The sequence below is a fragment of the Brevundimonas sp. UBA7507 genome, assembly GCF_002478355.1.
Lineage (GTDB): Bacteria > Pseudomonadota > Alphaproteobacteria > Caulobacterales > Caulobacteraceae > Brevundimonas > Brevundimonas diminuta_D.
This window is the reverse complement of the sequence record NZ_DLNP01000013.1, coordinates 388101-399739: the sequence shown is the minus strand read 5'-3', so window position 1 is coordinate 399739 and position 11639 is coordinate 388101. Positions and strand designations below refer to the sequence as shown.

Annotated in this window: 14 protein-coding genes; 13 read left to right on the top strand and 1 reads right to left on the bottom strand. The window is 67.3% G+C overall.

Going from position 1 to position 11639, the window contains the following annotated elements; translation table 11 throughout:
- Positions 1-12 precede the first annotated feature (12 nt).
- The 13 genes from hemA (at position 13) to B3D50_RS09365 (ending at position 10970) form a co-directional block, all read left to right on the top strand.
- A complete protein-coding gene (gene hemA / locus B3D50_RS09425) occupies positions 13-1239 on the top strand; it encodes a 5-aminolevulinate synthase (RefSeq protein WP_286950931.1) in 1227 nt (408 codons plus the stop codon).
- Entirely contained in the window at positions 1236-1421 is a 186-nt protein-coding gene (locus B3D50_RS09420) for a DUF6898 family protein (RefSeq protein ID WP_286950929.1), read from the top strand. Before hemA ends, B3D50_RS09420 begins: the two co-directional genes overlap by 4 nt.
- Positions 1422-1466: 45 nt before the next feature.
- Positions 1467-1886, top strand: coding sequence for a GFA family protein (locus tag B3D50_RS09415; protein WP_286950928.1), 420 nt, complete (start codon positions 1467-1469; stop codon positions 1884-1886).
- A 126-nt stretch (positions 1887-2012) separates the two neighbouring features.
- Positions 2013-3296, top strand: a complete 1284-nt coding sequence (glyA, locus tag B3D50_RS09410; RefSeq protein WP_286950927.1) for a serine hydroxymethyltransferase — start codon at positions 2013-2015, stop codon at positions 3294-3296.
- 12 nt (positions 3297-3308) lie between these two features.
- Positions 3309-3782, top strand: a complete 474-nt coding sequence (gene nrdR, locus B3D50_RS09405; RefSeq protein WP_024352817.1) for a transcriptional regulator NrdR — start codon at positions 3309-3311, stop codon at positions 3780-3782.
- Positions 3782-4408: a bifunctional diaminohydroxyphosphoribosylaminopyrimidine deaminase/5-amino-6-(5-phosphoribosylamino)uracil reductase RibD gene (ribD, locus tag B3D50_RS09400; RefSeq protein ID WP_286950926.1), complete on the top strand. Its 627-nt coding sequence runs from the start codon at positions 3782-3784 to the stop codon at positions 4406-4408. The genes nrdR and ribD overlap by 1 nt, the downstream gene beginning before the upstream one ends.
- Positions 4409-4485: 77 nt before the next feature.
- Positions 4486-5076, top strand: a complete 591-nt coding sequence (locus B3D50_RS09395; protein WP_286950925.1) for a riboflavin synthase — start codon at positions 4486-4488, stop codon at positions 5074-5076.
- Positions 5073-6209: a 3,4-dihydroxy-2-butanone-4-phosphate synthase gene (gene ribB / locus B3D50_RS09390; protein WP_286950924.1), complete on the top strand. Its 1137-nt coding sequence runs from the start codon at positions 5073-5075 to the stop codon at positions 6207-6209. Before B3D50_RS09395 ends, ribB begins: the two co-directional genes overlap by 4 nt.
- Positions 6206-6667: a 6,7-dimethyl-8-ribityllumazine synthase gene (ribH, locus tag B3D50_RS09385; protein ID WP_040345280.1), complete on the top strand. Its 462-nt coding sequence runs from the start codon at positions 6206-6208 to the stop codon at positions 6665-6667. The genes ribB and ribH overlap by 4 nt, the downstream gene beginning before the upstream one ends.
- A gap of 41 nt (positions 6668-6708) precedes the next feature.
- Complete coding sequence (gene nusB, locus B3D50_RS09380; protein ID WP_087141445.1) at positions 6709-7203, top strand: transcription antitermination factor NusB; 495 nt, start codon at positions 6709-6711, stop codon at positions 7201-7203.
- A complete protein-coding gene (gene thiL / locus B3D50_RS09375; protein ID WP_286950922.1) occupies positions 7190-8179 on the top strand; it encodes a thiamine-phosphate kinase in 990 nt (329 codons plus the stop codon). The genes nusB and thiL overlap by 14 nt, the downstream gene beginning before the upstream one ends.
- A 40-nt stretch (positions 8180-8219) precedes the next feature.
- On the top strand, positions 8220-8645 hold the full coding sequence (locus B3D50_RS09370) for a hypothetical protein (protein WP_286950920.1): 426 nt from the start codon (positions 8220-8222) through the stop codon (positions 8643-8645).
- A gap of 174 nt (positions 8646-8819) precedes the next feature.
- Positions 8820-10970 (top strand): sodium-translocating pyrophosphatase, encoded by a 2151-nt coding sequence (locus tag B3D50_RS09365; protein WP_286950919.1) that lies wholly within the window; start codon positions 8820-8822, stop codon positions 10968-10970.
- Positions 10971-11088: 118 nt separating this feature from the next.
- Here B3D50_RS09365 and B3D50_RS09360 read toward each other — a convergent pair whose 3' ends face one another.
- Positions 11089-11568, bottom strand: coding sequence for an outer membrane protein assembly factor BamE (locus B3D50_RS09360; protein ID WP_003164749.1), 480 nt, complete (start codon positions 11566-11568; stop codon positions 11089-11091).
- Between the last annotated feature and the right edge of the window lie 71 nt (positions 11569-11639).

The following is an 11639-nucleotide window of genomic DNA, read 5'->3' as shown; positions in this document are numbered from 1 at the left end:
AGAAGCGCCGCCTTGTTCGACTATAAGTCCGCCTTTCAGAACTCTGTGGATCAGGTCCGCAGCGAAGGTCGCTATCGCGTCTTCGCTGATCTGAAGCGGGTGCGCGGCCAGTTTCCTCGTGCGGTTCGTCGTCGCGAGGACGGCGCTCAGCAGGACGTCGTCGTCTGGTGCTCCAACGACTACCTGGGCATGGGCCAGCACCCGGTGGTGATCGACGCCATGCAGGCCGAGATCCAAAAGACCGGCGCCGGGGCGGGGGGAACGCGCAACATCTCGGGCACCACGCGTTCGGCCGTGGATCTGGAAGCCGAGCTGGCCAGCTGGCACCAGAAGGAAGCGGCCCTGCTGTTCACCTCGGGCTATGTGGCCAATGAGGCGACGCTGTCGACCCTGCAGAAGATCCTGCCGGGCCTGATCATCTTCTCCGACGCCTTGAACCACGCCTCCATGATCGCGGGCATCCGCAACGGCGGCGGCGAGCGTCATATCTTCCGCCACAACGACCTCGAACACCTCGAGGAACTGCTGGCGGCGGCGCCTGCCGCTGCGCCCAAGCTGGTCGCTTTTGAGAGCGTCTATTCGATGGACGGCGACATCGCCGACATCGCCGGCACCATCGCCCTGGCCAAGAAATACGGCGCCCTGACCTATCTGGACGAGGTTCACGCCGTGGGCCTGTACGGCGAAACCGGCGCGGGCGTGGCCGAGCGTGACGGTGTGCTGGACGGCGTCGATATCGTCGAATGCACCCTGGGCAAGGCCATCGGCGTCATGGGCGGCTACATCGCCGCCGATGCGGTGATCGTGGACGCCGTGCGCAGCTGGGCCTCGGGCTTCATCTTCACCACCAGCCTGCCGCCCGCCCTGACCGCCGGCGCCCTGGCCTCGGTCCGCCATCTGAAAGCGCACCCGGAACTGCGCGCCGCCCATCAGGAGCGCGCCGCCACTCTGAAGCGCCGTCTGTCTGAGGCGGGCATTCCCGTCCTGCCCAGCGTCAGCCATATCGTGCCGGTTCACGTCGGCAATCCGGTGCACTGCAAGCTGATCTCGGACATGCTGCTGGAAGAGCACGGGATCTACGTCCAGCCGATCAACTATCCGACCGTGCCCAAGGGGACCGAGCGGCTGCGCTTCACCCCTTCGCCCGACCATGACGACGCCATGATCGACAAGCTGGTCGAGGCGATGGACAAGCTCTGGTCGCACTGCAACGTGGCGCGTCAACCGGCCGCCGCATGACGCACGACCCCGAGCTCGGCGAGGTCATCGTCGAGTTCGTCCGCAACGGCCCCTATGTGAAATGCTCGGCCGTCCACGTGGCCACTGGCCGCGAGGTCAGCGCCATGGGGCCGGTCAACGAGCCGAAGTCCGTCGAACGGGTCGCCCTGGCCAAGTTAAAGCGCGCCTTGACCCGGATGTGAGCGCCGCTGCCGTTTTCTGACAGCAGAAAGCGGTATCCTCTTGATATGAAGGAGGAGCCCCACATGACCCTGACCGCCGCCTGCCATTGCGGAGCCGTGAAGATCGAGGCGCCGGACCTGCCCAAGCAGGCCGCATCCTGCAACTGCACGTGGTGCCATCGGACCGGTGCGGTCTGGGGCTACTACAGCCCGGATGAACTGACGATCACCGCGACGGGGCCGGTGGGCGACTATGCCCCCAACGGCATGAACCACCATCACTTCTGTGCGACCTGCGGCGGCAACACCCACGGCTTCTCGCCGGACTGGGGTTCTGTCTACAATGCCGACGGGACGCCGAAAGAGGGGCATCAGCCCGGCTCCATGCCCTCGACGCGCATCGCGGCGGTTAATCTGCGCATGGCGTCCGACCTGGACCTGTCCTCGATCAAGATCGAGCAGATGGACGGCCGCAACAACTGGTAGGCGATTTTCGCCGCCGTCCGCGATGACGTGGGCGGCGGCCTCGCATCCCCCTAGATGTTGTGGTGTTCGGCGGCGCGGCCTAGAAGGGAGCGCCGTTTCCGCCTTCAGCCTTCGGGATGCCTGCCTGTGACCGCCTTCACCCACGACTCCTACTTCTCCAAGAGCCTCGCCGACGCCGATCCGGCGATCTTCAAGGGCATCCAGGGCGAGCTTGGCCGCCAGAAGGAGCAGATCGAGCTGATCGCCTCCGAGAACATCGTTTCCCAGGCGGTGCTGGACGCGCAGGGCTCGGTCCTGACCAACAAGTACGCCGAGGGCTATCCGGGCCGTCGCTATTACGGCGGCTGCGAGTTCGTCGACATCACGGAAGAGCTGGCCCGTGAGCGCGCCAAGGAGCTGTTCGGTGCCGCCTTCGTCAACGTCCAGCCGCACTCGGGCGCCCAGGCCAACCAGGCGGTCTTCTTCTCCCTGCTGCAGCCGGGCGACACCTTCCTGGGCATGGATTTGGCCTGCGGCGGGCACCTGACGCACGGCTCGCCCGCCAACCAGTCGGGCAAGTGGTTCCGTCCCGTCACCTACAAGGTGAACGAAGACGACCATCTGATTGATTATGATCACGTCGCCGAGATGGCCCAGAAGGAGAAGCCCAAGCTGATCCTGGCCGGCGCCTCGGCCTACAGCCGCCACATCGACTTCAAGCGCTTCCGCGAGATCGCGGATTCGGTGGGTGCCTATCTGATGGTCGACATGGCCCACTACGCCGGTCTGATCGCCGGGGGCGTCTATCCCGACCCGGTGCCGCACGCCCACGTCGTCACCACCACGACGCACAAGACCCTGCGCGGCCCGCGCGGCGGCATGATCCTGTCCAACGACCTGGACCTCGGCAAGAAGATCAATTCGGCCGTCTTCCCCGGCCTGCAGGGCGGCCCGCTGGAGCACGTTATCGCCGCCAAGGCTGTGGCCTTCGGCGAGGCGCTGAAACCCGAGTTCAAGCTCTACGCCCAGCAGGTCGTGAAGAACGCCCAGGCCTTGGCGGCCGTTCTGGTCGAACGCGGCCTGGCCATCGTCTCGGGCGGCACCGACAGCCATCTGATGCTGGTCGACCTGCGTCCCAAGGGCGTGACCGGCAAGGCCACCGAGCATGAGCTCGAGAAGGCGCTGATGACCTGCAACAAGAACGGCGTGCCGTTCGACACTGCGCCCTTCACCGTCACCTCGGGCGTCCGTCTGGGCACCCCGGCGGGCACCACGCGCGGCTTCGGCGAAGAAGAGTTCAAGCAGATCGGTCACTGGATCGCCGATGTCGTCTCGTCGATGAACGGCGGCGACGAAGCCGATCCGGCCGTCGTCGCGGGCGTGGCGGCTCAGGTGCGCGAACTGACTGCGCGCTTCCCGATCTATCGCTAAGGGACCCATCGGATGAAGTGCCCCTTCTGCGGAAACGCCGACACCCAGGTGAAGGACAGCCGCCCGTCTGACGACGGCGCGGCCATCCGGCGCCGTCGGTCCTGCCCGCAGTGCAACGGGCGCTTCACCACCTTCGAGCGGGTGCAGCTGCGCGAACTGGTCATCCTGAAACGGAACGGCCGCCGCACCCCCTTCGACCGCGACAAGCTGGAGCGCTCGCTGGGCATCGCCCTGCGCAAGCGTCCAGTGCAGCCGGATCAGGTCGAGCTTCTGGTCAGCCGCATCGTGCGCCAGCTGGAAAGCCTGGGCGAGACGGAGATCCCGTCCAGCATCGTCGGCGACTTCATCATGAAGGCGCTGAAGTCGGTCGATGAGGTCGCCTACGTCCGCTACGCCTCGGTTTACAAGGACTTCCGCCACACCTCGGACTTCGCCAAATTCCTCGGCGACGAGGGTTTCGACGAGACCAAGTCCGGCCAGGACTGATGCGCCCGCGCGTCACCCTTAAGCTGGCGACCTCGCTGGACGGCCGCATCGCCACGGCCACGGGCGAAAGCCAGTGGATCACCGGGCCCGAAGCGCGCCAGCAGGGCCACCGCCTGCGCGCTGTGCATGACGCCATCCTGGTCGGCGTCGAGACGGTGCTGGCCGACGATCCCGAACTGACTGTGCGCCTTGCTGATCATGCCGGGCCGCATCCCTTGCGTGTCGTCCTCGACAGCCGTTTGCGGACCCCCGCGACGGCCAAGGCCGCATCCGGCAACACCCTGATCTTCACCACAGCCGCGCCCCACGCCATCGGCCAGGCCGAAGTCATCACCGTCGCCGCCATCGACGGCCGCCCAACCATCCCCGCTGTCCTCGACGCGCTCGCCGCCCGCAACATCGGCTCCATCCTGATCGAGGGCGGGGGCCGTGTCGCCGCCTCCTTCATCCAGGCGGGGGCGGTGGACGCGATCGAGTGGTTCCGCGCCCCGATCCTGCTGGGCGGGGAGGGCAGGCCCTGCGTCGCCTCCCTGGCGCTTGCAAAGCTGGCCGACGCCCCCAAGTTCCGTCGTCTGGGCGTCGAGCCTGTCGGAGACGATCTGTGGGAACGCTACGCCCGCGCCTGACGCCTCCTCAGGCGCGATTTCAGACGAATTAGACTAATTAGACTCTGTTTTTTGGGTCCGAAGGGACCGGAGCTTTCATGTTCACCGGCATCGTCACCGACATCGGCCGCGTTCGCAGCGTCCGTGAAACCAACCGCGACCGTCGCTATGAGGTCGAGACCGTGTGGGACACGGCGGGCATCGACCTGGGCGCTTCCATCAGCCACGCGGGCTGCTGCCTGACCGTGACGGAGAAGGGCGAGGGCTGGTTCGCCGTCGAGGTGTCCGGCGAGACCCTGTCCAAGACCAAGCTGGGCGACTGGAGCGAGGGCACCCGCGTTAACCTGGAGCGCGCCGCGAAACTGGGCGACGAACTGGGCGGCCACATCGTTTCCGGCCACGTCGACGGTCTGGGCGAGGTCGTGTCCATCACGCCTGAGGGCGGATCGCGCCGCATCTTGATCGAGGCGCCGGCGCCCCTGCACAGATTCATCGCCCCAAAGGGCTCAATCACGGTCGATGGGGTTTCCCTGACGGTGAATGGGGTGCATGAGCGCCGCTTCGACGTGAACATCATCCCGCACACGTGGGATGCGACCACCCTCGGCGGCCTGAAGGTCGGCGAAAAGGTCAATCTGGAGATCGACATGCTGGCGCGTTACCTCGCGCGGTGGCAGGAGACCGCATGATGAAACTGGCCGTCTACAACACCGACAGCCCGATCAGCTCGATCGAGGACATTATCGAGGACGCCCGCAACGGCCGCCCCTACATCCTGGTGGACGCCGAGGACCGCGAGAACGAGGGCGACATCGTCATTCCGGCCCAGTTCGCCACGCCGGACCAGATCAACTTCATGATCCGCTATGCGCGGGGCCTGGTCTGTCTGGCCCTGACGTCCGAGCGCGCCAAGCAGCTGCGCCTGCCGCCGATGGCCGCCGAGAACCGCGAGAGCATGGGCACGGCCTTCACCATCTCGATCGAGGCCAAGGAAGGCGTCACGACCGGCATCTCGGCCGCCGATCGCGCCCATACGGTCCAGGTGGCGGCCGATCCGTCGCGCACCGCCGACGACATCGTCTCGCCGGGCCACATCTTCCCGCTGGTCGCGCGCGACGGCGGCGTCCTGGTCCGCACCGGCCATACCGAGGCGGCGGTGGACATCAGCCGCATGGCCGGCCTGATCCCGGCCGGGGTGATCTGCGAGATCATCAAGGACGACGGCGAGATGGCGCGGATGCCCGACCTGATCGCCTTCGCCCAGCTGCACGGGCTGAAGATCGGCACCATCGCCGACCTGATCGCCTATCGCCGCCGCACCGAGCGCTTTGTCGAGCGCGTGATGGAGACGCCGTTCGAAAGCGTCCACGGCGGCGCGTTCAAGCTGATCCTGTACCGCAACACCATCGAGGGCGCGGAGCATGTCGCCCTGGTGCGCGGCGACATCGACCCGGCCAAGCCGACCGTCGTGCGGATGCACCAGGTCGACTTCGCCGCCGACCTGCTGGGCCATGTCGAGGCCCGACAGGACTATATTCCGAAGGCGATGCAGGCGCTGGCGGCCCAGGACGGGCCGGGCGTCGTCGTCTTCCTGCGTGATCCCGACCTGCATGGTCTGGCCGAGCGGCTGGGCGGCGTCGCCAAGCCCGCCGCCGTGGATCGTTCGCTGAAAGCCTATGGCGTCGGGGCGCAGATTCTGCTCGACCTCGGCGTCAAAGACATGATCGTGATGAGTTCGACGCGACCCAATCCGACGGCGCTGGAAGGCTACGGCCTGCGCATCGTCGGCTGGCGCGACATGGACGGAGAAGACCAATCTTGAACGACCCCACTCGCGTCCTCATTGTCGAGGCGCGCTTTTACGACGAACTGGCCGACGCCCTTCTCGAAGGAGCGAAGGACGCCCTGCGCGCGCAAGGCGTTCAGTATGACGTCGTGACCGTGCCCGGCGCCCTTGAGGTGCCGACCGTGATCGCCATGGCCGAAGAGGCCGGGCGTTATCCGACCGCGCCGCGCTATGACGGCTATGTCGCCCTGGGCTGCATCATCCGCGGCGAGACCTATCATTTCGAGATCGTCTCGGATCAGTCGGCGGCGGGCATCACCCAACTGGGCCTCAAGGGTCTGGCCATCGGCAACGGCATCCTGACGACCGAGGACGAGGACCAGGCCTGGGCCCGAGCCCGCCTCAGCGAGGGCGACAAGGGCGGCTTTGCGGCCCGCGCCTGCCTGGACCTGATCGCTATCCGCAAGCGTCTTCGCGGAGGGCTGGCCTCGTGAGCGAACCGACCAACACCACCCCGGCCACCGTCGCCGAAGTCATGGCCCAACTGGCCGAGGCTGACAAAGCCCGCGCCGAGCCCCAACTGACCAGCCGTCAGCGCCGCGCCCGCACGGTCGCCCGCCTGGCCGCCGTTCAGGCCCTGTATCAGATGGAGCTGGCGGGCGAGGGCGTCGACAGCGTCGTGCGCGAGTTCCGCAATCACCGCTTCGACGCCGACATCGACGGCGCCCCCCTGGCCGAGGCGGACGAAGACTGGTTCGCCGCCGTGGTTCATGGTGTGGTCGAGGACCAACGCGCGGTGGACGAGGCGGTCAAGGCGCGCCTGGCCTCCAACTGGCGGCTGGAGCGTCTGGACGCGACCCTGCGCGCCCTGCTGCGCTGCGGCGCCTGGGAGCTGAAGCACAAGCCCGACGTGCCGCGGGAGATCGTGATCGACGAGTACGTCGAGTTGGCCAAGGCCTTCTTCGACGATGCGGAGGCGAAGTTCGTGAACGCGGCGCTGGACGGCGTGGCGCGCGATGCCCGCGATTGACGTCGCAGGCGAATTCGAGACCATCCAGCGGCTTCTGAAGCCGCTGGCGCACCCGGAATGGGCGCGGGGGCTGGCCGACGACGTGGCCGCGCTGCCCTCGCGTCCGGGGCACGACCTCATCCTGACCAAGGATGCGATCGTCGAGGGCGTCCACTTCCTGCCCGACGACCCGCTGGACACGGTGGCGCAGAAGCTGTTGCGCGTGAACCTGTCCGACCTGGCCGCCAAGGGGGCTGAGCCGTTCGGCTACCTTCTGGCCTGTCACTGGTCCGAACGCTGCGGCTGGCCCGAGCGCGAGGCTTTCGTCGCCGGCCTGCGGCGCGATCAGGCGATTTTCGACATTTCCCTGCTGGGCGGCGACACGGTGAAGACGCCGGGGCCGGCCAGCTTTTCGGCCACCCTGCTGGGCTGGGCGCCGTCGGGCGCGGCGGTCAGTCGGGCGGGCGCGCGGCCGGGCGATCTGGTCTTCGTCACCGGCACGATCGGCGACGGCTGGCTGGGCCTTCAGGCCGCCCAGGCGACGTTGAGCCTGGAGCCGGAACGCATGGACGCGCTGGAGGCCGCCTATCGCACCCCCATGCCGCGCGTGGAGTTCGCGCCCGTCGTCCTGGGCCTGGCTACGGCCAGCGCCGACGTCTCCGACGGCCTGCTGGCCGACGCGGCCCATATCGCCGAGGCCAGCGGCGTCAGCCTCGAGATCGATCTGGAGCGATTGCCCCTGTCCGCCGCCGCCCAGGCTTGGTTTGAGGGGCGCGTCGACCCGCAGGCGGCGCTGGAGCTGCTGGCCGGCGGCGGCGACGACTATGAAATCCTGCTGACTGTCCCGGCGGGCGCCGAAAACGCCCTGCGCCGCGAGGCCGAGCGCCGCCACCTGCGCCTGACCTGCGTCGGCCGCGTGGCCGAGGGCAGGGGACTGTCCCCCCGCTATCTGGGCCAGGTCATCACGCCGACCCGCACCGGCTGGACCCACGGCTGAGGGCAACGGAATCCTAACGGGACAGGGCCAGACTGCCGCCATGAACCGTCGCGCCCTGATCCTCGCCGTCGCCGGCGCCGCCCTGTCGGGGGCGGCCGCAGCAGCCTCGCCGTCGGCGGAAACCCCCGATCAACCGGCGAGTTTCAACCTGACCGGCGTCGGCCTGCCCATCATCGTGGGCGGCCGGGTTCGGAACTACATCTTCGTGGTGTTGAAGCTGCATCTGGGCCAGGGCCACCCTCTGGATGCCGTGAAGGCCAAGGAGCCCTATCTGCGCGACGCCCTGGTCCGCGCAGGGCACCGCACGCCCTTCGTCCTGGCCGACGACTGGAACCAGTTGGACGCCCAGGCTCTGAGCGCCAGCCTGATTCGCTCGGCCGATAGGCTGATCGGCAAGGGCGCGATCGCCCGTGTCGAGGTCGTCAGCCAGGCCGCGCGCCGTCGCACGACCGTCCGCGCCGTCTAGAAGAGCGCTGTTGCGCCACGGCTCTGCTTTTGGCACGATTTAGCCGCAATTCCCGAGGGGCGTGAATTTGCGTCCGTAAGCGCACGGGGGGACCGGAAGGCGGCCGAGAGGCGAAAACGCCCGTAGCGCAGCCCATGGATCCGCGCGTCTAGTTGCATAGGGCTTGGAAACGCCATGACGTCATATCTTTGGCTGGTCATCGCGGCCGGCGCTCTGGGGGTGCTTTACGGCGCCGTCCAGACCGCCGTCCTGATGAAGGCCGACAGTGGTAATGAACGGATGCGTGAGATCGCCGCGGCGATCCAGGAAGGGGCATCCGCCTATCTGAAGCGTCAGTACACAACGATTGGCATTGTAGGGGTCGTGATCTTGGTCGCGGCCTTTTTTCTTATCGGGATCTGGGCCGCGCTCGGCTTCCTGATCGGCGCGGTTCTGTCGGGCGCGGCGGGCTATGCGGGGATGCTGATCTCCGTGCGCGCCAACGTCCGTACGGCCCAGGCCGCGTCGCAGAGCCTGTCCAAGGGTCTGGACCTGGCCTTCCGCTCGGGCGCGATCACCGGCATGTTCGTGGCGGGCGGCGCGCTTCTGGGCGTGTCCGGCTACTACGCCTTCATGACCCAGGGTCTGGGCCACGCCTCGACCAGCCGTGAAGTCATCGACGGACTGGTGGCCCTGGGCTTCGGCGCCTCTCTGATCTCCATCTTCGCGCGACTGGGCGGCGGCATCTTCACCAAGGGGGCCGACGTCGGCGGCGACATGGTGGGCAAGGTCGAGGCCGGCATCCCTGAGGACGACCCCCGCAACGCCGCCACCATCGCGGACAATGTGGGCGACAACGTCGGCGACTGCGCCGGCATGGCCGCCGACCTGTTCGAGACCTATGCCGTCACCACGGTGGCGACCATGGTGCTGGCGGCCATCTTCTTCCGCAACCAGCCCTATGTCGACGTGCTGATGCTGTTGCCGCTGGCGATCTGCGGCGTCTGTATCGTGACCTCGATCATCGGCACCTTCTTCGTCCGTCTGGGCAAGAGCGGCAACATCATGGGGGCCCTGTACCAAGGGCTCATCGTCACTGGCGTCCTGTCGTTGGGCGCGGTCTGGTGGGTGATCAACCAACTTCTGCCGGGGGCGGTCGAAACCTCGGGCGGGCTATTGATTCAGCCCATGAATCTGTTCTGGGCGGGCGTCGTCGGCCTGCTGGTTACGGCGGCCATTGTGGTGATCACCGAATACTATACCGGCACGGGCTTCCGCCCGGTGAAGTCGGTGGCCAACGCCTCGGTCTCGGGCCACGGCACCAACGTCATCCAGGGCCTGGCCATGTCGCTGGAGGCAACGGCGCTTCCGGCGTTGACCATCATCGTCGGCATCGTCGCGGCCTATCAACTGGCGGGCCTGTTCGGCATCGCCATCGCCACCACCACCATGCTGGGCGTCGCGGGGATGATCGTGGCGCTGGACGCCTTCGGTCCGGTCACGGATAACGCGGGCGGCATCGCCGAGATGGCGGGCCTGCCGCCGGAAGTCCGCGTCTCGACCGACGCCCTAGACGCCGTAGGCAACACCACCAAGGCCGTGACCAAGGGCTACGCCATCGGTTCGGCGGGTCTGGGGGCGCTGGTCCTGTTCGCCGCCTATGTGGAGGACTTGAAGTTCTTCGCGGCCGAGGCGGCGCCGGGCAGCTTCTTCCACGGCCTGGGCGCGGTCGCCTTTGACCTGTCCAACCCCTATGTCGTGGTCGGTCTGCTGTTCGGGGGGCTGCTGCCCTTCCTGTTCGGCGGCTTGTCTATGACGGCCGTGGGGCGCGCTGCTGAGGCGGTCGTGGCCGAGGTGCGGCGTCAGTTCCGCGAGAATCCGGGCATCATGACCTTCCAGACCAAGCCGGAGTACGGCCGAGCTGTCGATATCCTGACCAGCGCGGCCATCCGCGAGATGATCGTGCCGTCGTTGCTGCCGGTGCTGTCGCCGATCATCCTGTTCGTCGTCATCCTGTTCATCCAGCCGGACAAGGCCAACGCTTTCGCCGCCCTGGGGGCCATGCTGATGGGGGTGATCGTGACGGGTCTGTTCGTCGCCATCTCCATGACGTCGGGCGGCGGCGCCTGGGACAACGCCAAGAAGGTGATCGAGGAAGGCTTCACCGACAAGAACGGCGTGGTTCACGGCAAGGGATCGGAAGCGCACAAGGCCGCCGTCACCGGCGACACCGTGGGCGATCCCTACAAGGACACCTCCGGCCCGGCGGTGAACCCGATGATCAAGATCACCAACATCGTGGCGCTTCTGCTGCTGGCGGTGCTGGCGAGCGGCAAGATCGTCTGACTGCGCTTCGCTGAAACTGAAAACGCCCCGGAGAGCGATCTCCGGGGCGTTATCTTTTTTGCGCCCTATGCTCGCGACGCGGTCGCTCGCGGCTTGAGGGCCGCCTATCTTTTGGAGCTTAGTCTGGGCGGCGCTGGCCGGGCACGTCGTCCTCGGTGCGCGGCAGTTGGCCGCGGCCGACGTTGCCGAGAAGTTGTTCGAGAATGGTCAACTGGCGGCCGCGGGTCGGGGTCTCGCGGCGCTCCATGGCGATCTGGCGGCCGTCTTCCAGTCCCAGGGTGCGGACGTTGGCGACCTTTTCGCCGCCGTCGGCGAAGGTGATTTCAGTGACCGTCCGCTGCGACACTTCAGGCTTGTTGTAGGTGTAGCGCTGGGTCGTCTGGGTCAGGTAGTACCAGACGTTGTCGGTCTCGAAGGTCGAGGTGGTCGAGGGCGTGCCCAGCTTGGCCAGGACGGTCTCGCGGGTGTCGACGCCCGCCTCGATGTCCTGGGGCTTGGCGTCCACGGCCTGGAAGCCCTGGGTGGCGACGACCGGGGCGCAGGCGCCTGCAGCGGCGGCGAGCGAGGCGGCGATGATGAGCGACGTAAAACGGGGCATCGGCGATGGGCCTCTTGGAACAAGGTCTTTGACCTAACCGTCGCTGCGTCCTAGTGCAACGGCGCGGCGGA

Bases quoted from the DNA above. Each gene is read 5' to 3' on its own strand.
- B3D50_RS09420 (WP_286950929.1), top strand. From the start codon at position 1,236: ATGACGCACGACCCCGAGCTCGGCGAGGTCATCGTCGAGTTCGTCCGC.
- B3D50_RS09415 (WP_286950928.1), top strand. From the start codon at position 1,467: ATGAAGGAGGAGCCCCACATGACCCTGACCGCCGCCTGCCATTGCGGA.
- nrdR (WP_024352817.1), top strand. From the start codon at position 3,309: ATGAAGTGCCCCTTCTGCGGAAACGCCGACACCCAGGTGAAGGACAGC.
- ribD (WP_286950926.1), top strand. From the start codon at position 3,782: ATGCGCCCGCGCGTCACCCTTAAGCTGGCGACCTCGCTGGACGGCCGC.
- B3D50_RS09395 (WP_286950925.1), top strand. From the start codon at position 4,486: ATGTTCACCGGCATCGTCACCGACATCGGCCGCGTTCGCAGCGTCCGT.
- ribB (WP_286950924.1), top strand. From the start codon at position 5,073: ATGATGAAACTGGCCGTCTACAACACCGACAGCCCGATCAGCTCGATC.
- nusB (WP_087141445.1), top strand. From the start codon at position 6,709: ATGGCCCAACTGGCCGAGGCTGACAAAGCCCGCGCCGAGCCCCAACTG.
- thiL (WP_286950922.1), top strand. From the start codon at position 7,190: ATGCCCGCGATTGACGTCGCAGGCGAATTCGAGACCATCCAGCGGCTT.
- B3D50_RS09370 (WP_286950920.1), top strand. From the start codon at position 8,220: ATGAACCGTCGCGCCCTGATCCTCGCCGTCGCCGGCGCCGCCCTGTCG.
- B3D50_RS09365 (WP_286950919.1), top strand. From the start codon at position 8,820: ATGACGTCATATCTTTGGCTGGTCATCGCGGCCGGCGCTCTGGGGGTG.
- B3D50_RS09360 (WP_003164749.1), bottom strand. From the start codon at position 11,568: ATGCCCCGTTTTACGTCGCTCATCATCGCCGCCTCGCTCGCCGCCGCT.